18 protein-coding genes are annotated in these 24,364 nt (G+C 47.0%); 4 read left to right on the top strand and 14 right to left on the bottom strand.

Annotation, left to right across the window (positions count from 1 at the left end):
* The first annotated feature begins 356 nt into the window (after positions 1-356).
* Positions 357-1,199, top strand: a complete 843-nt coding sequence (locus Q1B04_RS09460; RefSeq protein ID WP_299758519.1) for a hypothetical protein — start codon at positions 357-359, stop codon at positions 1,197-1,199.
* A 2-nt stretch (positions 1,200-1,201) separates the two neighbouring features.
* Here Q1B04_RS09460 and Q1B04_RS09455 read toward each other — a convergent pair whose 3' ends face one another.
* The 9 genes from Q1B04_RS09455 to dnaK all read right to left on the bottom strand — a co-directional run bounded on the left by Q1B04_RS09455 (position 1,202) and on the right by dnaK (position 16,069).
* On the bottom strand, positions 1,202-2,233 hold the full coding sequence (locus Q1B04_RS09455) for a glycosyltransferase (RefSeq protein ID WP_299758517.1): 1,032 nt from the start codon (positions 2,231-2,233) through the stop codon (positions 1,202-1,204).
* Between the two features lie 47 nt (positions 2,234-2,280).
* Positions 2,281-3,276: a polysaccharide deacetylase family protein gene (locus tag Q1B04_RS09450; RefSeq protein ID WP_299758515.1), complete on the bottom strand. Its 996-nt coding sequence runs from the start codon at positions 3,274-3,276 to the stop codon at positions 2,281-2,283.
* Between the two features lie 20 nt (positions 3,277-3,296).
* A complete protein-coding gene (locus Q1B04_RS09445) occupies positions 3,297-4,907 on the bottom strand; it encodes a glycosyltransferase (protein WP_299758513.1) in 1,611 nt (536 codons plus the stop codon).
* 1 nt (position 4,908) lies between these two features.
* Positions 4,909-5,901 (bottom strand): glycosyltransferase, encoded by a 993-nt coding sequence (locus Q1B04_RS09440; RefSeq protein ID WP_299758511.1) that lies wholly within the window; start codon positions 5,899-5,901, stop codon positions 4,909-4,911.
* 292 nt (positions 5,902-6,193) lie between these two features.
* Positions 6,194-7,483 carry an ABC transporter ATP-binding protein gene (locus tag Q1B04_RS09435; RefSeq protein WP_299758509.1) on the bottom strand — a complete coding sequence of 430 codons (1,290 nt, stop codon included), beginning with the start codon at positions 7,481-7,483 and terminating at the stop codon, positions 6,194-6,196.
* A 6-nt stretch (positions 7,484-7,489) separates the two neighbouring features.
* Positions 7,490-8,344, bottom strand: coding sequence for an ABC transporter permease (locus Q1B04_RS09430; RefSeq protein WP_299758507.1), 855 nt, complete (start codon positions 8,342-8,344; stop codon positions 7,490-7,492).
* Positions 8,345-8,650: 306 nt separating this feature from the next.
* The gene (locus Q1B04_RS09425; protein ID WP_299758505.1) at positions 8,651-11,971 is read right to left on the bottom strand and encodes a right-handed parallel beta-helix repeat-containing protein; all 3,321 of its coding nucleotides are present in this window, start codon (positions 11,969-11,971) and stop codon (positions 8,651-8,653) included.
* Positions 11,972-12,719: 748 nt separating this feature from the next.
* Positions 12,720-13,970 (bottom strand): outer membrane beta-barrel protein, encoded by a 1,251-nt coding sequence (locus Q1B04_RS09420; RefSeq protein ID WP_299758503.1) that lies wholly within the window; start codon positions 13,968-13,970, stop codon positions 12,720-12,722.
* 164 nt (positions 13,971-14,134) lie between these two features.
* A complete protein-coding gene (dnaK, locus tag Q1B04_RS09415) occupies positions 14,135-16,069 on the bottom strand; it encodes a molecular chaperone DnaK (protein ID WP_299758501.1) in 1,935 nt (644 codons plus the stop codon).
* Positions 16,070-16,187: 118 nt separating this feature from the next.
* On the opposite strand from dnaK, the gene Q1B04_RS09410 reads away from it, so the two are divergent.
* A complete protein-coding gene (locus Q1B04_RS09410; protein WP_299758499.1) occupies positions 16,188-16,340 on the top strand; it encodes a hypothetical protein in 153 nt (50 codons plus the stop codon).
* Between the two features lie 11 nt (positions 16,341-16,351).
* Here the strand turns inward: Q1B04_RS09410 and Q1B04_RS09405 are convergent, their stop codons facing one another.
* From Q1B04_RS09405 to Q1B04_RS09390, 4 genes are all read right to left on the bottom strand, one after another.
* Positions 16,352-16,945, bottom strand: coding sequence for a hypothetical protein (locus Q1B04_RS09405; protein ID WP_299758497.1), 594 nt, complete (start codon positions 16,943-16,945; stop codon positions 16,352-16,354).
* A 57-nt stretch (positions 16,946-17,002) separates the two neighbouring features.
* Positions 17,003-17,518 (bottom strand): hypothetical protein, encoded by a 516-nt coding sequence (locus Q1B04_RS09400; protein WP_299758495.1) that lies wholly within the window; start codon positions 17,516-17,518, stop codon positions 17,003-17,005.
* Positions 17,519-17,707: 189 nt separating this feature from the next.
* Positions 17,708-19,069: a dihydrolipoamide acetyltransferase family protein gene (locus Q1B04_RS09395; protein ID WP_299758493.1), complete on the bottom strand. Its 1,362-nt coding sequence runs from the start codon at positions 19,067-19,069 to the stop codon at positions 17,708-17,710.
* 128 nt (positions 19,070-19,197) lie between these two features.
* A complete protein-coding gene (locus tag Q1B04_RS09390) occupies positions 19,198-20,457 on the bottom strand; it encodes a competence/damage-inducible protein A (protein WP_299758491.1) in 1,260 nt (419 codons plus the stop codon).
* Between the two features lie 138 nt (positions 20,458-20,595).
* On the opposite strand from Q1B04_RS09390, the gene Q1B04_RS09385 reads away from it, so the two are divergent.
* Complete coding sequence (locus Q1B04_RS09385; RefSeq protein ID WP_299758489.1) at positions 20,596-21,324, top strand: DUF4197 domain-containing protein; 729 nt, start codon at positions 20,596-20,598, stop codon at positions 21,322-21,324.
* 143 nt (positions 21,325-21,467) lie between these two features.
* Complete coding sequence (locus Q1B04_RS09380) at positions 21,468-22,748, top strand: erythromycin esterase family protein (protein WP_299758487.1); 1,281 nt, start codon at positions 21,468-21,470, stop codon at positions 22,746-22,748.
* Positions 22,749-22,830: 82 nt separating this feature from the next.
* Here Q1B04_RS09380 and Q1B04_RS09375 read toward each other — a convergent pair whose 3' ends face one another.
* Positions 22,831-24,363, bottom strand: coding sequence for a RagB/SusD family nutrient uptake outer membrane protein (locus tag Q1B04_RS09375; protein WP_299758485.1), 1,533 nt, complete (start codon positions 24,361-24,363; stop codon positions 22,831-22,833).
* Position 24,364: the final 1 nt, after the last annotated feature.

The following is a 24,364-nucleotide window of genomic DNA, read 5'->3' as shown; positions in this document are numbered from 1 at the left end:
TAGTTGTATTCACCCTCTCTATAAGTGCTTTCACCCCTAATTTTACATTTAATAAAATTATATTTAAAGTTATATTATTTGGTTTATATATTATATATTTTATAATTTTATATGATCATATATTAATAAATTTTAACTTTTTCAATTATTAGCCGTTAAAAGTTGACAATCAATTATTCATATCAGAGGGGAATATGGAGGCAGTTAAAAGAGTTGCTGATTATAGCAGGCAGCGATATATCACATCGGCCGGTTACAATAAGATATCTTTTTTTCAGAGGGTAAAAAGAAGGCTTGAAGGTTCTTTTAGCTATGGCACGCCCGAGTTTTTTGTTTGGAAGAACTCTTATGCCAGGATGAAGCAGACAAAGTATTGCATTAACGACTATGTGCTGAAAAGCAAGTATAAAGAGATAGAGTACTGCCAGGAGTTTCAGCAGGAGTTGACATTTGTACTGCCTTTTGCTTATTGGCACCACCTTAACGGCACACTTGGCAAAACCATCTCTTCAAAATACACCAAAGAGCTATACTTCTTCAGTGAGCAGCATGAGGAAAAGTATAATACCAGAGTTGATCAGCTTCCAAGGGATACTTATGAAGTACCAAATATGTATCATTGCCCCACTGTTTCCTTTAACAAGTGGGCAAAGGTGCCTTTAAAGGAGCATTATAAAAATAAACATTTTGTGTTTGGCAAACCGCTGCTGATAATTGCCAATAAGTATAATACAGAGTGGGGCAAGGGGCCAATCAACTTTTTTAGCGTCTCTATGCTCGATAAAATTCTGGATAAGTATGGCGATAAGTATCAGGTGGTGTATAACCGGCCAGGCGCTGACTATATTGTGATGGATAACAGTGAAATTCTGGAGCTGAGAGAAGCGACGTTTATTCGCAAATATTACCCTGAGGTTATTTTAGCTGAAGATTTATACCAGGAAAATAAGGGCAGAGCAAATAATTACAATCACTTTCAGTTAATGCTGTACGCCAACTGCGATCATTTTTTGTCGGTGCACGGAGGTACTGCAGCGTTAGCAAGCTATTTTGGTGGCAAAAACATTATACTTTCCAAACGCGGACACGAGCACAGGTATAATGAGTTTAATTCTATTTTTCCTGCCTTATCCGGTGCTGAGATATATCATGCTAAGAATGATGCGGATGTGCTGCGCTTTCTGGAGCGGCATTATTAAACTTAAGTGTATGCTTTGCCCGTAGCCCTTTCGGGGGCATGTGGCTTTATTTTTAGATCATGCAAGGCCATTTTAGCAACTATTTTGGCTGCTTTGTAGCATATTTTTGCATCTATGTGCATGTTTAAAGCCTTGCGCAGGTTTGCTTCCACATACGTTCTGTTTCCGGTTTTCTGCCAGAGGCTGTGTGCGATGTTTATACCATAGTTCGCAAAGTTCTTCTGGGCTTTTCTTAATATCTGCTTCCGGTGCTCTGGTGGCAAATGTTGCTGAATAAGCTGAAACAGATGGGCCGCATCTTCTAAATATTCTCCTGTTAGAAACTTAACTCCTGATATGGAATTTGTGTGCTTTCTGTATTCTGCCAGCACCTGCGAAGTATAGGCTACCGGGTAATGCTTTGCTATGCGCACCCACATTTCCCAATCCTCCCCGTAAGTTAGTCCGTAAAAAGAGCCCAGCTTTTCGTACACTTCACGCTTCACAGCTATGGTAGCGTACTGAATATGCTGTTTCTCACTGATACGAAGCAGCCAGTTGTCCAGGAGGCCACGCTGTGGGTTGTCATCCCTCACATTTTTAGAGATGATACTGTTTTGCTCATCAATATGGTAGTGCCTGCAGAAAGCGGCACCAGCTTCTGGGAAGTCTTCGAAAAGTTTCTGCATCGCTCTGTAGTACCCGTCTCTCACGCGGTCATCGCCATGAAGTAGATGGACAAAATGCCCTTGCGCTCTGTTGATGCAGGTTTCAAAATTGCGGAGGCTGCCTACGTTTTGCGGCTGTCTGTAATAGCTCACGCTGCCTTTGCCAACCTCCTGCACTATTTTCTCCACATCGGCGTCGGTGCTGCCATCGTCTACCACTTCAATCTGCATTGCTTTTACAGGATAGTTCTGCGCCAGCACGCTCTCTATTGTATAAGGCAAAAACTCTGCGCAATTATAGACAGGTATCATAACCGACCACTGCGGGCGGTCTGGCGATGGCGCAAGTGGGGGGATTAAAGGGGGGGAAGTAGGGATTCTTTCCATAGCACTTGTTATACTTATTAAATTACAGGCTTTTTCTAGTTGAATGGCTACATTTTCAGCCACTGCTTCAGGTGCTGGTCAAGTTCATCTCCTGTCCAATTTTCTATGAGAAACCTTCCCAATCTGTAAGGCTCAGAACCTGACTTAATTGGCCTGCTATCTGTTGTGAAAGCAGCCGTAAAGCCAGTTTCTTTTGCCACTGCCATCGTGTCAGGGGTGTAGCTTCCGTAGGGGTATGCTAGCAAATTTATCCTATCAGTTGATACTTCCTCTAGAAACTTCTTATTCTGCAGTATCTCCTGCTGCTGCACTGTTTTGCTGTGCGCAGCAAGGTCTGGGTGCGATACGGTATGAGCTCCAAGATCAACTAAGCTGCTGTTGACGAGTGCAAATGCCTGTTGCAGGGTCATACTGTGGCAGAGGGGTCTGAGGGTAGTACAAGTTTGGCCTGACCAATCCCGTATCTCTGAAATGTGCTTCTGCTGAATGGTGTGGGGCAATGGTCTTAGAGTTTCCCATACTTTCAGGAATAGCATTGCCCTGGCAGTAGGAGGAGGCTGTACGTATGCTTTCCACTGCCGGTGGTTGGCTTTTATACTTTCTGTAAGAAAATATTCGGCTGTAAGGTTCATAAAAACGTGAATGCCCTCCAACTGCATGTCGAAAATAAAGGGAAGCTGTTCAGAATGTAGTATGATACGCTCTAATTCATCCCACCAGAATTCTGCTTGATTACCTATGTTTCCTGAGCTGATAAAGAATGTGGCTGGCAACTTATACTTCTCTAGCAGTGGCTTGGCATGTAAGAAGTTATCAACGTAGCCATCGTCAAAGGTGAGCGCTATGCTTTTGTTGCGTAACTTCTTAGCCTTAAGGTTTTTAGCCAGTTCAGCCAAGGGAACCACATGCCATTTTCTTTGCAGCAACCGAAGATGCTCCTCAAAGTTTTCAGGGTTTACGGCTAATCTCCAAATGTCTGGCTCCAACTCTGCTATACGGTGATACATCAGCACCAACGCCTTGGGCTCAAGCTGTTTCTTCACGTTATTTAAGAGGCGCCTTATCAATTTTTAATGGCCTTCACGGTTATGGTTACCTGATAATGTGGGTCGTTGTACTTCAGCTTGTCAAGGGGTACCTCTTGTAGCCCCATGCCGTATAGAAATGCGGTTGCCGTAAACACGTTTCCGTAGGGTGTGATCTCTGCTGTGTCCCCAGGAAACATCTCCTGCATCAGCCGTTTAAGTGCTTTGTCTGTAAAAGACCAATACCATGTATCTTCCCATTCCCCGTAATCGATAGGGGTGATGTAAGGCACCGTGAGCAGAAGTGCGCCTCCTGGCTTTAATATGCGGTAGCAAGTTTGCAGCGCTCCCCTGAAATCGTAGATCAGGTGTAAGGTTTGCGTCAGGATGAGGCAGTCAAAAGAGTTGTCGGGGATTTGTGGCGCATGACTGATGTCGCCAATTAGTGTAGCTGTAGGGTTACTGTCATTTACATGTAAAACATCGCTCTTTATAACTTTATCCCCCCCATACCGCATGGTGTACTCATTGTCGCCAATTTCTAATACTCGGCCTTTGACAAAGTTTGCTTCCTGCTCCAGGAAGTTCTCAATGTAGTAGCGATCCACGGGGCCGCCCCGGTCGTAGCCAAACTGTGTACTAAACGGCAAGTACCTGTTGAAATCGCCAACTTTCACTTTTCCGGGTGTAGGCAGGCGCTGTTTAAACAGGAGGGACTTGAGCTTATTTCTGACTCTGCTAGAAGGGATGTGTTTTAGCATCTGGTTCATAAGGATTGCGGTGCTGGAGCTGTTAAGAATGTTATTTAAGGTGAGGCTGGGGTCATACTTTAAAAGGTTGTAGTACTCGGGTAATGCCAGGGATTGCTGCTTTTGCAGCTTTTCAAGGAGCTGTTCGGTGTAGTAATATTTCCAGGACATCACCCCTGCTTGGTACGCTTTTGTCTCTTCGTCGCTTTGCAGCAAGTGTTCTTGTCGCCTGAGTACCTCTATGGCGGTCTTTAGCATCAGGAGCACATTTCTGGAGCTGTTGGAAAGGTGGAACCGGTAGGCAGCTATTTTTGCAGCGTGGTGCCGTACTGGGTATTTTCGAGCTATTTTCAGATACAAATCATACTCCTCACATCCTCTCAGGCTGGGGTCAAACTCGAACTCCTCAAATACGCGCCGCCTGTACAAAACTGTGGCATGCATGCCAATGTAGTTGCCTTTTAAAAGGTGTGTATAATGCTGCCGGTGCACGACCCTTACCTCTGAATACACCTTCTCTTCATCATAAACTCTGTCGTGGCTGCCGGAGACAAATGCTAACTGCACCTGTTGCTGCAGGTATGTGAGGTTGGTGGCAATAGCGTCTGGGTAGAGGTAGTCATCGGCATCCAGAAAAACTAAAAAATCGCCCTTGCTAAGGCGTATGCCTGTATTTCTGGCGGCAGAGGGCCCTTTGTTGTTTTGGTAATGATAGATTATACTTGGGTTCTGTTTTGCTATCTGCCTAGTGTTATCGGTAGAGCCGTCGTCTATTATAATGATCTCTGTGTGCGGGTAAGACTGCAGGTATACACTATCCAAGGCCGTCTGCAGCAGGTTGCCATGGTTATAACATGGTATAACCACTGATACAAGCGGATTTTTAGCTAGAGCAACCATCTTATCTCAGAGTTGGTTTTAACAGCTGGCGCTGGTGCTTTCTGTAAAAAATCAATCCTGATACTATACCGCTCATTTCTGCCCAGATGGTAGAGTAGCGGGATGTATAACTGGGGAACCCTCTTCTGATGAGCCCGATGTAGAACTTTGGCAATATCTGAAAAAGGTGCTGCTTATAGCCAGCCTGCTGGTGCCGTTCTTGCTGAAGCAAAGCAGCCACCGTAAATCCGCGCATGTAATAGTATAACTGTTTCTGAAGCCCTTTGGCTTCCTTACGGTGCTCATGAAATACAGTGGCTCTTGGATTATACATTATGCTTAATCCCGCAGACAATATCCTGTGCCATATCTCAGAGTCGCCGTTGCAGCCAGCAGCCCCTACGTCGAGCAATTCGTTGAAAAGGCCTACTTGCTTAAAAACAGACTTTTGGAATGCCATATTGGCACCGGCGCCTATCTCCCAGACAGGCGGCCCTATGGCTAAGGTATCATTTATGAAATCTGAAGTATAGGTTTTGTCTGTATATCCCCTGTTGAAGCTCCAGTACTTCTCAAAGTTCAACTGTGCCTTGGTGTGCAGTTGAGCTGCTATCACAAGCCCGGTCATGGCTGCTATAGAATTGTCCTGGAATGTTTCCCATACCCAGTAAGCCCACATTGGATGCACCAATACATCATCATCAATGTAGGCTATAATTTCGTTTTGGGCGTGTAGAATGCCTGTGTTCCGGGCAATGTCCAGACCTGGCCTCGGCTCTTTTACATAGGTTACCTTCTTAAACTGCCGTGCTGCCTCAAAGGTCGTGTCATCTGCTGGGGCGTTATCCACTACTAAAATCTCTTGTGGCACGCACCGGATGCCAAGCAGGTTTTGGAGACACTCTTTTAGTTGAATTGCCCTATTTCGTGTGCAAATAATAACTGTGACAGGCACCGTAGCTGGCACCTGTTTTGGGAAGACAGGGGAGAAGATGTTCTCAAGCACTGCATTCATTTTTTTAAAATTCCCACTTTGCAGCATTGATATCCAATGAGCAGTAGTGCTTAGCTGATTTTCTGGTGAATATTGTTGTACAGCAGGTCGTATGGCCTCAGTAAGTTGTTTTAAGTATATTTCATCTGTGAGTAGCTGCCCAGGCTTTAGAAACAAATGGCCAATAGCAATGTCTTTCCACCAGAAGACTAGGTAACTACCTGAGAGTTTACCTACAGCAGGTATAGGCAAAGGGTGCTGCTTATCCAGATGAATGTGATGAATGTGACAGGCAGGGTGCTGCGACATAGGTTTATATGCTAAGTTGTAATCTGATGTTTTTGTTCTCTAACCTGAACGGAAGCTGGGGGCGTACGGCACCCCACCATTTTTCAAAATAATTCAAGTTTCCACGATAGTCCTCCACATCAAAAGCTAGGCACTCTTCAAAATAATAAAGCTGTATGGAAACATCGCGGGCGACATGGAGGCTTATATAGTACGAGCCGTCATTCAGGAGATTACCCGGAATTGTGCATTCCCCTTCCACAATACCTTTGTGGCAAACGGTAGCCGGGGAAAGCAGATCAAAAATACAGTCGCCGCTGTAGGAGAACAGAACCAGCCCGACATTTATACTTACCTCCTCAAGCAGGTTCCAGAACTGGAATTTAACAGTGAGCGGTGTACGCACGTCAATGATGCCCTCAGTTAGTTCCAGGTGCGGTATAAGTTCTACTTGCTTAAAGCGAATCTTATCGTTGCCAGGAGCTAAGCTGGATGTTTCCCATTTTTGCTGCAGTTGTAGTTTCTGCATACTTGCAATGTACTTATTAACCACCGTGGTGGAAGGGCCAATCTCTTTCATAGTGCCTTTGTTTAGCCAGAGGGCTCTGTCGCAAAGGGTGTTGATGGCCTGCATGCTATGGCTTACAAAAAGAATGGTTCTGCCATCTGACTGGGATACTTCCCGCATTTTGCCCAGGCACTTTTTCTGGAAGTCAGCATCGCCAACGGCCAAGACTTCATCCACAATCAAAATATCAGGCTCCAAGTGAGCGGCCACAGCAAAAGCCAGCCTGACATACATGCCCGATGAGTAACGTTTCACAGGTGTGTCAACAAACTCTTCTATGCCAGAGAAAGCCACTATCTCATCGAATTTGGCCGCTACCTCAGCCTTGCTCATGCCTAGAATGTAACCGCTGATAAAGATGTTTTCGCGGCCAGTCAGCTCTTTGTTAAAGCCTGTGCCAACCTCCAGCAGGCTGCTTACTTTGCCTTTGCCTTTTACAGTGCCCATTGTGGGTTTTACTATCCTAGATATGATTTTCAGCAAAGTAGATTTGCCGGATCCGTTACTGCCAATAATGCCCAAAGACTCTCCTTGCTTTACTTCAAAGTTTATGTCTTGCAAGGCCCAAATCTGGTCCTGCTGGGCGTTAGGCAAAACAGTGTTATCTAAATGGAAGAAAGGGTCTTTTTTGCCTAGTATATAAAGGTTCCACCAATGCTGCAGGTCCTGACGAAAGGAGCCTGTGCCAATGGTGCCCAAGCGGTATAGTTTGGAAATGCGCTCTACCTGAATAATGTTCTCTGCCATACTCGTTTACACTACGTCTATCAGCTTATCGCCCTGTTTGTTAAACAATAATAAAGCAGCACTGAAAAAGGCTGCGGTAAACAGCATGCTATACATCAAATGGAAAACAGAAACAGTGCCCTCTCCCAAAAGTGACAAGCGAAAAGCCTCAAAAAGAGGTGATAACGGGTTAAGCTGAACAACCCATTGCACCTTTTCCGGGACAGCAGAAAGCGGGTAGATAACAGGTGTAACATACATCAGCAAGCGTACTCCCAAGCTAATAACATAGCCGATATCCCTATACTTAGCCGTCAGCACTGAGAAGAACAATCCCATGCCCAAAGCAAGTACCGCCGTTGTTATGATGGCTACCGGAAACCAAAGTATAGTTATACCTGGGGATATTGTTAAACCCTGAAAGAGCCAATAATAGGCAACCAGTAGCAGGAGCAGCATAAACTGAATCAGGAAATTGTATAATTGCGTGCTTATAATGGATAGCGGCAGCACAATACGCGGAAAGTATACTTTGCTGAAGAGGTGGGCATTGTCTTTAAAAGTAGAAGCCGTGCCTGAGAAGCTATCACTGAAGAAGCTCCAAAGTATGATTCCTGAAAAGTAAAACAAAACTGGCGGCAAACCACCAGTCGGGATACCTACAAACTTACCGAAAACCACAACATAGGTAACCAAGGTGAGCAGGGGAGGAAAAAGGATCCAGAACGGACCAAGTATAGTCTGTTGATACTTCAGCAGGAAGTTTCGTTTTACCAGGCCACCGAGCAAGTGCCGGAAAGACCACATCTCACCAAGGCTTGTTCCCCAGTAACTGGTCTGGCTGGTAATCTCCCAATCCCATTTTGTTTTTGTTTCAGACATTAAGTTACCCATCGATTTTGAGTGGAGCAGTTATCTATGCTTATTGCGCCAGCGCTAACTGCCACCATGCAGGGGCAGGGGCCCCTTTGGGTAACTTATACGGTGCATTGTATTTTATGTCTTATTAATTGAATTAAATTTTATAATTAATATATTTAATCATAAATAAGATCAACAAATTTTTGTTGGTAACTTTGTTTGAGTAAGTTATACCTTAAGTGGAGGAGCCTATAAACGAAGCACACAGCTAATTGCTTAGCTGCTTGCTTCGTTTATACTTTCTAAAAGTCTACTAATAGAAATTGCTTATTGTTTAAGGAGCTTAAAACGATAGGTTTTATTACTAAAAGAGGCTGTTAGAATATAGTAAGATGATTCTTTTAGCTCACTTAAATTAAGTGGAAGCCTAGTCAACCCCTGCTGAACAGGTATGGATTTGTAAACCAGCTTCTTGCCTTTTGTGTCTGTTATTGTAAGTATAAGGTCTTCTGCTTTTTCCGTTTCCAGTTCAAGCGTTACCGTTTCCGAGAACGGGTTTGGATAAGCAGAAAATGAAAGTCTGGCCTGTTTAAAATCCACTGCTCTTATAAAGGAGTAGGTAATGGTACTGTCCAGGTCTATCTGGCGTAAGCGGTAGTAGGTTGTTCCGGTTTTTCCTGCCTCCTGATCACGGTAAGTATAAAGTTGCCGCCGCGCTGAGGTAGGAGATTTGCTCTTTACAAAACCAGGTTTTCTGAAGCTTTTCCCATCTGCTGACATCTCTACATCAAAGCCGTAGTTGTTTTGTTCAGAGGCTGTTACCCATTCCAGCACAACTTCCGCTCCCTGTTTAGCAGCCGTAAACGATGCCAGAGTAACTGGCATAGGCGTAGGCACAGACTGAGTGCTGGCAACCGTAAAAGGGGAGAAGGAGTTAACACCGCTCAGGCTGATTTGGTATGTACCGGCAGTTGCGCCCTGTGTTACCATGCCTGTGCTACTCTCCATCACCTGCCAGGTGTTATCTTCAAAGTGGCTCACATAGCTTTCGCTCCGGTTAAAAGTTTCCGGCTCATCATTGGTAGCCCATTGCAGCGTCATCGTTACATCAGAACCCCCTTTTTCTCTTTCGTCAATATGCCAGGTTTTGTTGATTGTACTTTCTTTTTCAGCGGTTTCTTGTTCAGTCGGTGTTCTGTCTTCCACACGTATGCTGAAAGCGTCTTTTATACCTTTGTTCTGCAGCGAAACTGGGGCATACCCTTTAGCGGTGCCAACCGGATATACTTTTGTTGTGCCTGTAGCCATGCCCGCATAAGTTAGCTGGCCAGCGCCGTTAGTTAGAATATAATGATCTGCGTTATAGTTAAATATTTTACCTCCTTCTTTTATTAAAAGGCTATTGTCGCCCAGCAGCAGTTTGCTTTGATTTAAATCCAGCAGGTTGTTTATAGTAGCAGCTCCGGCCAGGGTTTTAGCGCCGCTGCCCTGTAGTACCAGGCTGCCGTAGCTACCGGCAGGTATAAGTTGCGTGGTATCGCTGTTAAATATGATGCTGGAGTTCAGGTCAGTACTTAAGTTGGTCGCCACTAAATTGCCATGTAGTTCTAATGTGGCATTCTGCCCAATTGTAAGTGGGCCAGCAGCATTTAGGGCATTTACATAGCCGTGTTCTCCAGACTCTATACTTGGGAATAGGCTTACTCCTTGCTCACTTGGTGGAATACTGGCATTAATGTGTGGCGTCGGAACGCAGGCGCTCCAGTTCTGGCTGTCAAACCAATCTGGGGTGCCGCTATTGCCTGTCCATTCAGTTGCATCCGTATCGATAACACTAATTGTGTAGTGCACTGCCTGCTGCTGTCCCTGCGCATCGGTATAAGTATACACGAGAGCATGGCTGCCTACACCTGCCGCCTCAGGAGTAAAATACCCTTCCTTGGTCACTCCGTTGCCAGCATATACTCCTGGGGAATCGGTTTGGCCAAACGTGAGTAGCTGCGGACCGCCGTAAAGACAGGCTTTGCTGTTATTTGTCACCTGATGAGCCCCAATGCAAAGATTGTTGCGTTGGGAGATGCTGTTGCCCCAAAAATCTGTTTTACCTATGCTGAGCCCGTAGTCTATTTGCAGGTTTAAAGCTTTACCAATCAAGGCAGAGGACCTATCGAGCTTATAACCTTCCAGCGTAAATAGCAATCTGGGGTCGGAAATAGTAATGCCCTTACCTGGGTTTTTTAATTTTGGATCAAGGTAGTGTCCTGATGCTGCGCCATTTGTAGATTCTTGTGTGGTGGCAGTACGCCAAGCCTCTAATGAAGTATAGGTGGTGGCGCCCCAGGTAAACTTTGGTGAAACTCCTGATGCCCAGTAGTTATTGCCTTCAAACTTAACGTTAGCAGTTACTTTGCTATCTACTTGCAGTAACTTAACACCGCCTGTTGTTACAAAGAGATTATTGCGGAAAGTAGCTACTGCTGTACCGCTATTCTGTACCCAAACAGCTTTTGGAGCACCGCTAGCTGGCGCAGTCATGTATATCGTATTATTATAAATCTGTGCATCCTGAATACCTCCATTAGAACCTGAAGACCACAGGTGAATAGCGCTGTAGCCGTTTTTTCTGCCGTCGTTTTCGCTGATGTTATACCTGATGGTCAGGCCTTGCATGGCTGGCGCACCTGAGTATTGGGCTAACAGAAATCCTGCACCCTCATTATCGTGCGAATAGTTGTACTGCATAATACAGTTGGTGCTACCGCCATCTATATCAAACCCTCCGCCGTCTTTAGATGTGCCTGTTTTATTGTGGTGAGACTCGTTGTACTGAATCACCACATTATTGCTGACATAGCACCAGATGCCTACCGGGCCGCCGCTTGTCCAGGCATTGAGCCATCCGTTGTTGTAGGCCTCGCAGTATTCTATAATGCCACCGTCTACTCCACCCATAACAATGCCGTTTCCGCTATGCGAGTGGGTTTTTGTTGATATGCCAGCGTTGTTGTATACTTTGTTGTTAGATAAGTAGACATTCCTATGGCCCTTTTTATTCTCGTCTGCCCAGGTACTAATACCTGCGTCGCCATTGTCGTGGGCGGAGCAGTGCGTAATAGAAACATCATCAAAACCACTGGTCCCGTTCCAACTGCCAATACTGATGCCTGACTCTCGGTAACCGTATACTTCCACGTTATGGATGGCAATGTAAGGTAATCTGGTGGAGGGCAAATCCATGTAAAAATCGACACCAGAAGCCCCATTAGTTGTTCTTCCTGATCCCTGAAATACTAAATCCTGTATTTTAAAGCCGGCAGAGTTGTACACAGATAAACCCACTTCGGTGCCGCTACTAATAACAGCTCTTCCGACACCAAATGATCCTATCACGATAGGCAGCTCTGGCGTGCCTTTTACATCAGGCCCAAAGTAAATTGAGCCTGAAAAAATAACCTCTCCTTCAAATAAAACAGTATCTCCTGCAGCAAAACGTGTAGCATTTACTTTGTCTATACTTGCCCACGCTAGTGTTTTTGAGGAGCCGCTATTGGTGTCGCTTCCAGTACTGCTGATATAATATGTCTCCGCGTGCGCACTGAAACCTGCTATTGTTAGCAATAAACCCACCGCAAATGATAAGGACTTCATAAACTACAATTGTTTTAAAAGTATGCCTGCTTGTAATCCTATTATTGGATAACCTTTGAGGTAGTGTAGTTAAGGAAGATGAGAGATACGGGCTTACCCAGTTGAACAACTGATACACTTGGGATGCAGTGAGTTATGCAAATGCCTTTACAGGAGTACTTTAGTGGGTAATTGTACACCATATAAATGTTGAATTATAGATAATGGGAAAATTGTAATTTTGCTATTTCCTCTTAATGAGGAGCTCCTGCAATAGTCATAATTATTTGGCTTCTGACAAAGCCGCTCACGGAATAGTTTATTAAAAATGTTTAAATAGATAATAATGTCTATAATTTGATTGGAATAATTATAGTCATATTGATTTGTTGATCAAGTGCTGTTTGGCAGTTTTTTACAGGTGATTTAATCAGAAGTACAAATATTGGCTAAAGCTGCCGGTTTTAAAAAATTATACTTGTTTTTTGCCATTGTGAGGTGGTGACAAAACTAAACAGTGTTAAGTGAATAATATGTATTAACCTATATTTAGGTTAAACTTAATTTTTATAGATAGGAGAGGTAGTGAGTATGGCAATTGAGGAGATTCATCAGCCTTATATTGTGCTACTACTTGGGCCGTGGTGATGCAGGCTGTGCGGAAGTGAGGCCCGAGGTAATTGATAAAGTATAAGTCAGCTTAAAAGGCTAACTCTTGTAATCTAAAAGAGGCCGGCAAAGTATAATTGCCGGCCTCTTTTAGATTGCTTTAGAAAGCGTAACTTAAGATAAAGTAAGAGCTTTTTATTCTGGTCGTCATTTCAGATATCGCAGAAAAACCGTCGTTTATTTCATACCTGGCTTCTATAGATAGTGCATTTCCATTAACCGGATACGATAAACCGATTCCAGATGTAAGGCCTAAAGCGTACTTTCTGCTGCCAATATATTCCGGTAAAGCCGGTCCCTCTTCAGTATAACTGGAAGACATAAAAGTGCTTTGAATAACTTCTTTATCCTTAAACTTAACAGCATAAGCTAGTACAGGGCCAGCGTTTATAAAAGGGCGAATCTTTCCTTTAGGGAAAGTATAGCGCAGCTGTGCAGGTAGCTTAAGGTATCCTAAATCAAATGTTACCTCGCTTGATGTTTGCCTTCCGGAGCCGTTTTCCTCAACCTGATAAGAAGTAAACTTATATGGCGTATACAACAAATCAGTTTGAATAGAAAGCTTCTCATTAATAGCAGGAATAGTGAAATTTAAGCTGATGCCACCTGTAAAATTTGAAAGGCTGTTGTCGTACTCGCGGTTTGCAAGAATGTATGGGCCTGTAGTGGTCAGGTTGGAAACGAAATAGGCTGCAACAGGCGCAATGCTGATATGCCCTTTCTTCTTTTCCTGTGCATAACTTACACTGGCAGGGTTTACGCATTGGTTATACTTAAAAACTGCGGCTGTAAGAGAGGTATGGTTTAGGTTTACTCTTTTCAGCTCTGCTGGTGATAGGGCAGCACAATCAGAGGCTACACTGGAGAGGGCTGTAACAAACGTCTTGTCTGTAACTCTACGTTTTCTGCCGGTGGTTGCATCTGTCTTATACGTTATTACTTGTGTTAACTCAACCAGCGGTCCATTATCTTTAGAAATATAATAGCGTTCCTTTTGAAAGGCATCACGGTAATGGTAAAGGTTGGCTTTTCCTTTTACCAATACATTCAAAAACAGCCGTTGTGTGGCAGTACCTTCTTCTGCTGTGGCAGGTACTGAGTGCGATTCGAAAAGCTTCTGCTCTTTGTAAAACCCATAGCCTTGAATGTTATCAGGCGAAAACGTTTGCTCGGCAGCACTTTCATTTTGCTTAAAAGTGGTAAGCTGTGAGCTACGGACTCCGCCTCTGTAATCTACCAAGCCTTGCACAGTGTCGCCATTCTGAACTATAAAGCCACTTTGGAAATTCTTCTGAGCGAAGGATAGACTGCAAATAAGGAGCAATGAGAGGGTAAAGTAAATTTGTTTCATAAAAGGGTGTTAATTGGATAAAATTTGAATGGGCCGCAAGTAAGTCAACTTGACAAATAATCCATATAGTTTTTATAATTAATTTGTGCAGCTGAGTATAATGCAAAAAAAATCCCCTGCCAGATTCCGACAGGGGATTTTTATATAGTTTAAGTATGAGATGCTTATTTGTTAGAGCTTCCGTCTACTTCTTCGTAGTCAACATCAGTTACACCGTCGTCGTTGGCTTTGCCCTGGTCAGCACCTGGCTGGCCGTTGCCACCACCTTCAGCGCCTGGTGCACCTTGGCCTTGCGTAGCAGCATACATCTCCTGAGAGGCTGCGCTCCAAGCGTTGTTCAGGTTCTCGATAGCTGTGTCGATACCGGCCACGTCTTTTGCTTCATGTGCTTTTTTCAACTCAGCAAGCGCGTTCTCGATGTTCGACTTGTTGCCGCCGGAAAGCTTGTCGCCATACTCTTTCAGCTGCTTCTCAGTTTGGAAGATCATAGAGTCAGCTGTGTTCAGCTTCTCGATCTCCTCCTTCGCCTTCTTGTCAGCCTCAGCGTTAGCCTCAGCCTCCTTGCGCATCTTTTCGATTTCTTGATCGCTCAAGCCGGAAGAAGCCTCAATGCGGATCTTCTGCTCTTTGCCGGTTGCCTTGTCTTTGGCAGTTACGTGCAGGATACCGTTGGCATCAATATCGAAAATAACTTCGATCTGCGGAACACCACGTGGCGCTGGCGGAATATCTGAGAGGTGGAAACGACCGATGGTACGGTTGTCTTTCGCCATTGGGCGCTCACCCTGCAGTACGTGGATCTCAACCGATGGCTGGTTATCCGAAGCAGTAGAGAACGTCTCAGATTTTTTGGTAGGGATAGTTGTGTTCGACTCGATCAGTTTGGTAAACACACCGCCCATGGTCTCGATACCTAGTGAAAGTGGCGTTACGTCCAGCAGAAGTACATCTTTTACCTCACCAGTTAACACACCACCTTGGATGGCGGCACCAATAGCAACCACCTCATCCGGGTTAACGCCTTTAGAAGGCTTCTTGCCGAAGAATTTCTCCACTTCTTCCTGCACTTTCGGGATACGGGTAGAACCACCTACCAGGATCACCTCATCGATGTCAGAAGTAGAAAGGCCTGCATCCTGAAGCGCTTTTTTGCATGGCTCCATAGAGCGGCGGATCAGGTCATCGGAAAGCTGCTCAAATTTAGCGCGCGTCAGTTTGCGTACCAAGTGCTTCGGCACACCATCAACCGGCATAATGTATGGCAGGTTAATTTCTGTTTCCTGAGAAGAAGAAAGCTCGATTTTAGCCTTTTCAGCTGCTTCCTTCAAGCGCTGAAGCGCCATTGGGTCTTTGCGCAGGTCAAGGCCTTCGTCGTTCTTAAACTCATCGGCCAACCAGTTAATGATCACCTGGTCAAAGTCATCACCGCCAAGGTGTGTGTCACCGTTTGTAGAAAGTACCTCAAATACACCGTCACCCAGCTCAAGGATCGAGATATCGAAAGTACCACCACCAAGGTCAAACACTGCAATCTTCTGGTCTATGCTTTTCTTATCCAAACCGTAAGCAAGCGCTGCTGCCGTTGGCTCGTTGATGATACGCTTCACCTCAAGGCCTGCAATCTGGCCGGCTTCTTTGGTAGCCTGACGCTGTGCATCGTTAAAGTAAGCTGGTACGGTAATAACAGCTTCAGTTACAGTTGTACCCAAGTACTCCTCTGCCGTAGCCTTCATTTTCTGAAGAACCATCGCAGAAATTTCCTGTGGCGTATACTCGCGGTCGCCGATCTGCACGCGAACCGTGTTGTTGCTGCCCTGCTGTACTTTGTAAGATACCTGCTTTGCTTCTTCGCTTACCTCATTGTAGCTGTGGCCCATGAAGCGCTTGATAGAAGCGATAGTGTTTTGCGGGTTAGTGATTGCCTGGCGCTTGGCAGGGTCACCTACTTTGCGCTCGCCGTTTCCGTTATCCAAAAATGCTACGATAGACGGAGTTGTGCGGCGCCCCTCGCTGTTAGGTATAACAACTGGCTCGTTACCTTCCATTACGGCAACGCAAGAGTTCGTTGTACCTAAGTCAATACCTATTATTTTTCCCATTCTATAGCTTTATTTATAGTTGCTGATTTGATTTCCTTTTATGGTTACTACTCATTTAACAAGCCATGTGCCAATGGTAATATAGTGCTGTTTTTATGTCATTCTGTCAGCAGACTATATGATGGCCTTACTTGTTGGCGGACTTGCCGGGTTGCTCTGCCGTCACTGCGACATAATTGCTGAAGTTATACTTGGCTGTGACGGTGCGTGGGAAAAACTAAAGCCGCAGCTAAATACCTCTTTTAGAAGCGGCCAGCTGCGGCTTATTTAAATAGATCGGGCTTATTGAAAACTAGACACCAGTTGCCGCACTTCCTCTTTATACTTTGGCAGTATGTCGCTGAGGCCCTCTTTGGCAGAAGCATAAGTTACCTCCACCTGCTTTTCGCCCAGGCGGTATGCCAACAGGCCTTGCTGCTCTTCAGTTAAATAATAAAGCTTGTTTTGCTCTGAGGCTGTGGAAACAAGATAAGTACGAAATGTAAAGCTGTTCTGGACGCGGTGCTGCGTAGGAGCTCTGTTCTCCAGGTATCGTTGCGTGACCATGGTATCTATCCCAATGCTGCTTTGGATTTGGACAATGCTGCGTATCTCGCCCTCATCAAATTTCCAGCGGTGTATCTGGTGCTGCCCCTGCTGCTGCTGGATGTAAATTGCCTGGCTCAGATCTAACTGGGCCACAAGCGCGAATAGCTGCAGGTCTTCGGCCACGGTTTGCACAGTGGGGCTGAGGTTGCTGTTGTCGCTGATGAAGTAGCTTTTACTTTGCTGCAGCTGGCTCAGGTCTTTCTGCAGGTCCTGCTGCAGGCGCAGTTGGGTAGTATCTGTAAACAGGAAGGTGAGCGGCAGAAGTATACTTAACAAGAATGTAGTCATTGCTTAAACAGGTTTATTTAGGTTATACTTCATCCGCTCCAATCTTGTGCAGCGAAGTTACAGCCGTGAGCTGTCTACCACCGTCCAGCTGATATTACCGTTGTTAACCTCATACTTCAGCAGCATATAACCGCCCATGTGGCCGTCTTCGTAATACGCAAGGGCGTAGCGGTCGTTCAGGATGCGTGTATCCCGGATCGCCATGGTACCGCCTACTACACCTTTTGTAGGTATTAGGTTGCCCTGCTTACGGCTCAGGTCATTCATCAGGTCTGTTTCCGGGTTCTGCAGGCCTTTGCGCTTCAGGCGTTGTAAATCAGTTTGGCTCAGGCTGCCCAGCTCGTCTACAAAAGCGGCACCGCCCGGAGGCACCAGGCTCATCGTATCAGGCGGCAGCATCATGTCTTCCAGCGAGTCGGCTGTTTCAGTCTGCTCTTCCAGTTCCTGGTCAATCTCAGCTACCTGGTTATCGGCTATGGCTAGGCGGCTTTCGGCTTCGTTTTTCTGCCAATAAAAGTATAAAGCCAGAAACAGGAACAGAGCTGCCAGAAGCCAGGGAAGTATATTTCTCATATTGTTTTAGTAGGATGCCTTCAAATAAGAATTCTATAGTATAGCAATTTGCTAATTTATACTTTGCCTGTGGCAAAAGGTGCTGCTTTTCTTTAAAAAATCTGAAATAACAAAGCCTGCTCCGTTTAAGAAGCAGGCTTTATTATACTTATACTTTAATTTTTTTCTCAAAAGACCTTTTAGCCGAGCTTAGATTGTCTGGTTCACATCGAAGTTCTCCAGGTAATCTGCCACGCGGCGTACAAACATGCCGCCCAGCGAGCCATCTACCACGCGATGGTCGTAGGAGTGCGACAGGTACATGAAGTGGCGAACCCCGATCAAATCACCTTCCGGCGTCTCAATAACGGCTGGCTTTTTCTTGATAGCGCCCACGGCCATAATAGCTACCTGCGGCTGCATGATGATCGGCGTGCCCATCACGTTTCCGAATGAACCTACGTTAGATACCGTGTAAGTACCGCCGGCCAGGTCGTCTGGCGTCAGCTTGTTCATGCGGCCACGGTTGGCCAGGTCGTTTACTTTTTTGGTCAGGCCGTTCAGGTTCAGCTGGTCAGCGTTTTTGATGTTCGGCACGATCAGGTTACCGCTTGGCAGGGCCACGGCCATACCTATGTTAATGTCTTTGTGGCGGATAATCGTGCTGCCATCCACTGACACATTGATCATTGGGTAATCCTTGATGGCTTTGGCAATGGCATCGATAAAGATTGGCGTAAAGGTCAGGTTCTCGCCTTCGCGCTTCTTATACTCGTTTTTCCACTTGTTTCTCCAGTTTACCAGGTTGGTTACGTCGGCCTCCACAAAAGAGGTAACGTGCGGAGAGATGCGCTTGCTGTCTACCATGCGGTCGGCAATCATTTTGCGCATGCGGTCCATCTCGATCAGCTCTGTGTTGCCGCCGTAAGATGCGGCTGGCTTTACCTGAGGAGCGGCAGCTTGTGGTTGGGCAGCAGGAGCAGGGGCGGCCTGTGGTTGCGCCTGTGGCGCGGCAGGTGCCTGTGCTTGCGGAGCAGCAGCTTGGGCCGGAGCGTTTTTGCGGTTCTCCACATACTCCAGAATATCTTTTTTAGACACACGGCCTTCCTTGCCAGTACCCGGAATATACTCCAGTTCCTGCATCGGAATGCCTTCTTCGCGGGCAATGTTTAGCACAAGCGGTGAGTAGAAGCGGCCAGTGGCAGGCTGGTCTAGTTTGGCAAACGCCTCACTAGGTGCAGAAGCCGCAGCAGTCTGCTGTGGAGCAGCCTCAGGTGCTGTGGCAGGAGCCTGTGTAGCGGCAGGGGCAGAAGTTCCGGCAGTGTCTTCACCGTCTGTAGAAATAACAGCGATCGGGGCGCCTACGGCCACCACGTCACCTTCCTGTACCAGAATTTCCTTCAACACGCCACCCTGAAGGGCAGGTACTTCTGTGTCCACTTTATCTGTAGCTACTTCCAGCACCGATTCGTCCTGCTCGATGGTGTCACCCACGCTTTTGAGCCATTTCAGAACGGTGCCTTCCATGATACTTTCACCCATCTTGGGCATAACCATTTCTACAAGTGCCATATGTGTCTTTATTCGTTGATCAGTTTTAATTAAAGTAAAAAGCCGAAGGAGTACAAGCAGGAAAGTGAGTGCTAACCCGTGTTAAGACCTTTTGCTTAAAAAGTTCAGACAAAGTTAATTATTTTAGCCTATTCCTCAACCGTTGCCTCTAAACTTTGGCGCAGCAGGTTTAACAAAGCCATGGCCGTGTATTCTATATTGAGGAGCCTGTTTTTGTTAAAGTTCAGCAGTTTGGCCTCGGTTTTATACTTGTTGGCATAGGCAATCCAAATGGTGCCTACCGGTTTATCGAGTGTGCCTCCGTCTGGGCCTGCAATGCCGCTTGTAGCCAAGCCAATGTCGGTGTCAAATTTAAGGCGCACATTCTCTGCCATAGCCCGGACAGTAGCTTCACTTACGGCGCCATGCTGCTGCAGGGTTTCAGGGTTTACGTTCAGTTCCTGCATCTTTACTTCGTTATGGTAGGCAATTACGCCGCCTATAAACCAGGCGGAGCTGCCTGCCACACTTGTCAGCTTATGGGCTAGAAAGCCGCCGGTACAGCTTTCGGCTGTGGCGATTGTAAGCCCGCGCTCTTTCAGCTGCAGGCCAATAGCCTCTTCCAGCGGTACCTCGCCATAGGCAAAAATATACTTCCCTATGATGCCCGGCAGCTTATCCACCTCCTGCTGCAGCTCCTGCTCCAGTTCAGCCTCATCCATACTTTGCCCCGTAAGGCGGAGACGCACGCCGCCCAGGTGCGGCAGGTAAGCCAGCTTCAGGTGCTCTGGCAGGCGTGTTTCCCAGTCCTCCAGCCGCTCGGCAAGTATAGACTCCGGCAGCCCTACCGTCTGGATTACCTTGTGTATGATATGCGGCGTTTTAAAGTATGCCTTCAGCTGCGGCAGCACAATGTCGGTCATCATGCGTTTCATCTCAAAGGGCACCCCCGGCATCGAGACGTATACTTTGCCTTTGTGCTCAAACCACATGCCCGGCGCAGTGCCCAGTACGTTGCGCACTGGTGTGCAGCTTTCAGGTAAAAAGGCCTGCTGCCGGTTTAGCTCCGTCAGGTCTATGCCGCGCTGCTTAAATAAGGCGGCGATGTCTGCCAGCGACGGTTCGTGCAGTATAAGGGAAGTATGAAAATAATCAGCCAGCACATGCTTGGTAAGGTCGTCTTTGGTTGGGCCGAGGCCGCCTGTCATCAATATGATGTCGGCGCGCGCCCCGGCATCTTTTAACGCCTGCACAATATGCTCTACACTATCTGAGATAGAGGTGATTTGCTTTACCTTTATGCCAATCCTGGTAAGCTCGGTGCCCATCCAGGCAGAGTTGGTGTCCACAATCTGGCCATAGAGAATCTCATCGCCGATGGTGATAATCTCAGCAGTAACCGCTTTCATATATATTTGTGGTCTGATTTATGTTTAAGCTTCTTAAACCCTGTAAAGGTAAAGATGTTGTAGCACAATGCATAAACAGCTTTAGCTATACTTTCATAAACCGGACCGGATACTTTAAAATCAACATAGTAAGCATACATGAAGAAAATAATTTATACTTCTGCCATAGCCTTGGCACTTGGCGCCTCGGCCTGTACCGTAACGGATATACAGCGCACCATGGATGGCGTGCTGGCAGGCACCAGCGGCACACTTACCCAATCTGAAGTAGCCGCGGGGCTAAAGCAGGCTTTGGAGGTGGGGATAACCAACGGCGCTAGCCAGGCCTCCCAAACCGACGGCTATTTTGGCAACTCACTGATCAGGATTCCATTTCCGGAGGATGTGCAGCGTGTGGAGAATACCCTGCGCCAGGTGGGGCTGGGCAGCCAGGTAGACAAGTTTATACTTACTCTGAACCGTGGTGCCGAAGACGCCGCCAAAAGCGCCGTGCCAATATTTGTGAGCGCCATCAAGCAGATGACCATTCAGGATGCCTGGGGGATACTCCGTGGTGATAAGGACGCGGCCACAAACTACCTGAAGCGCACTACCTCGCAGCAGCTGTATGATACCTTTAATCCGATTATGGTTAAATCGCTGGAAAAGACAAACGCCACGCGCTACTATGCAGACCTTGTAAACCAGTATAACAAAGTGCCGCTTGTGCAGAAAGTAAACCCCGACCTGGATGATTACGCCACCCAAAAAGCCATTGACGGTCTGTTTACTTTGGTTGCCCAGGAAGAGCTAAAGATACGCCAGAACCCGATTGCCCGCACCACCGAACTGCTGCGCAGGGTGTTTGCCCAGCAAAACCAGTCATAAGTTAAGTTGCACGCTTAACATGGCTTTGCGCCCGCTTTACCCAGAAGTAAAGCGGGCGCTTTATTTTATGGAACATAAACCGCTCATCGAAAGTACAATACAGCAAATTTAATTTACCGCTCGTTATACTTTACACCACGGCTATGGGACAAAAACCTTTTCATTATACTACGCTCACAAAAGAGAGGGATCTTGATGTATTATTAGAGGAAATAGGCGACGCCCGCGTGGTGATGCTGGGAGAAGCCTCGCACGGCACTTCCGAGTATTATTCCTGGCGAACGGCCATTTCCAGAAGGCTGATCCAGGAGAAGGGCTTTGACTTTATAGCAGTGGAGGGCGACTGGCCGGAGTGTTATGCCATCAACCGCTTTATAAAAGGGTATCCTAACGCGGGCAGTAAGATTGCCGAGGTGTTGGAGGTGTATCGGCGGTGGCCTACCTGGATGTGGGCCAACTGGGAGGTGGCGGCGCTGGTAGAGTGGCTCCGGGAGCACAATAACCAGCGCAGGCAAGGGGAGAAGGCAGGTTTCTACGGGTTGGATGTGTACAGCCTGTGGGAGTCTTTGGAGCAGATTGTGCGGTATTTGGAAAGCAACGACGGACAGGCCGCGGAGGCTGCCCGCTTGGCCATCAACTGTTTTGAGCCTTTTAACCGCGACCCGCAGACCTATGCCCAGGCCACAGCCTTTGTGCCCACCGATTGCGAACGGGAAGTGATTGAAATGCTGCAAAAAGTACAGCAGCACCGCAGCTTCAGCAACGACCCGGAGCAGGATTTTAACACCAAGCAAAACGCACTGGTAGCCGCTAACGCAGAAAAATATTACCGCGCCATGATAAACGGCAGCACCAACTCCTGGAACGTGCGCGACAGCCACATGATGGAGACGCTGGACCGGCTGCTGGATTTTCACGGTTCGGGTTCCAAAGCTATCGTATGGGAGCACAACACGCACATCGGCGACGCGCGCTTTACCGATATGGCAGATAACGGCATGTATAATATCGGGCAGCTGGCCCGCCAGAAGTATGGCCACGATAAGGTACGGCTGGTTGGCTTTGGTTCTTACCAGGGCACTGTAATAGCCGGCAGATCTTGGGGGGCACCGATGCAAAAAATGGATGTTCCGCCTGCGGCTAGCGGCAGCTGGGAAGAAATGCTCCACAACATCAGCACCGACGATAAAATCATACTTTCCAAAGACCTCCGGAATGTGCCCGAACTGCAGGAGCTTATCGGGCACCGCGCAATAGGAGTGGTATATGATCCTAAGTTTGAGATGTTCGGAAACTATGTCCCTACCGTTATCCCGGATCGGTATGATGCCTTTATTTATTTTGATGAGTCAGAAGCCGTGCACCCGCTCCGCATGAAAAGCCGGGGCGGCAAGGAGCCAGATCTATACCCTTGGAACTATTGATAGGTGGGTAAAGAAAAGCATAAAAGCAGCAAGGGAGCTACCATGGTAGCTCCCTTGCTGCTTTTATGCTTTAAGCTAGTGCTTAGTAGCCTGGGTTCTGCGTCAGGTTGGCAGTTCTGACATCGTTATCCGGGATGGGAAGCAGGTTGTGCTTGCCTTCTACGTAGCCAAGCGGGCCAAGCTCCTGGGCTGCCATGTCCCAACGTACCAGGTCAATGTACCTGAAGCCTTCAAAAGCCAGTTCCAGTTCTCTTTCCTGCATAATGGCATTAAATAAGTCTGTGCCTGATGCGCTTATATCATCCAGGCCGGCTCTTTCCCGTACTTTGTTTAGCTCGGTGCGTGCTCTTCCCTCGTCGCCGAGGCGGTAATAAGCTTCTGCTGCCATCAAAAGTACATCTGCATAGCGTATCAGGCGCCAATTTGTGCCGTAATTTAGCTCCCCGACAGAGCCGCCTTCCGTGGCAGTCTGGTTAATATACGAGCCATACTTGCGCTGGAAGTAGCCCATGTAATCATAAGCGTTGGGTGCTGTCCAGTTTCCTCCCTTTGCCTTGAGTTCTGCCTCAGACATTACTGTGTTGATTCTTCTTTGGGTATCTCCGGCATCAATAAAGCTTTCGTACAAACCAGACCGAGGAGTGTTAAAGCCCCAGCCACCGATCAGGGAGTCTTGCGGTGCTTTGGTGTAAAAGTCGGCACGAGGCCCCATTAACTGTATGTGAATGTTGCTTTCCAGGTTGCGACCGTTAGCCCATGGAAAGTTGCCCCAGTCATAGTTGGCGTCGCTGGAGTAAGCTACCTCAAACAAGGATTCAGGGCCGAACTCTCCTTCCTGCGAGAAAACAGTGCTGAATTTAGGCTCCAGGCTATACTGTCCTGAACTGATCACCTCATCTAGCTGCTGCGCGGCCTGCTCCCATTCTTCCTGGTACAGATGAGCCCGGCCAAGCAAGGCCTGCGCGGCGCCTTTCGAAAACCGGAACCTCTCGCCGGTACCATACGTGCTTTTCAAAGGCAATTCTGCAATGGCTTCGGTCAGGTCTTGCTCAATCTGGTTGTATACTTCCTCTTTGCTTACGCGCTGCTGGGCGGTGTACTCGCTTGGTGCAATGTTATCCAAAATTAGAGGAACATCTCCCCACAGCGATACTAAATCCAGGTAATACAGTGCCCTTAATGCCTTGGCCTCTGCAATCAGGCGCCTGCGTAGGTCGGATTCCGGAACGACATTGTTTATGACCTGGTTTGCCCGGTAGATGCCGTAGTAGCTCATGGTCCAAGCACCCAGCACCGCGTCGTTTTGCGAGTCGAAGCTGAAGTCGTCTAAGGTTTGGTAGGCAGGCTGGTCGCCTGGCCCGCTACCGCCGGCGTTGCTTTCGTCAGACAGCAGCGTTTTAACTAAGTACATGCTGGCCCAGCCCCAGTTGTAGTGCGCCTGCAACATATCGTAGGCAGCTGCTGTAGCTTGTATGGCATCTTCATCTGTTCGGTAAAATTCTTCCTGTGGCAGCCTTCCCGGAATTTCTGATTCCAGAAACTCATCTTCGCAGCTGGTGGCCAGCATCAGGGCGGCCAGGCACATGATGGTTCGTGTTAAAATATATTTTTTCATG

The organism is uncultured Pontibacter sp., assembly GCF_947495565.1.
Classification (GTDB): Bacteria; Bacteroidota; Bacteroidia; order Cytophagales; family Hymenobacteraceae; genus Pontibacter.
Note: the sequence above shows the minus strand (reverse complement) of the source record. Positions and strands in the feature narration are given on the sequence as shown.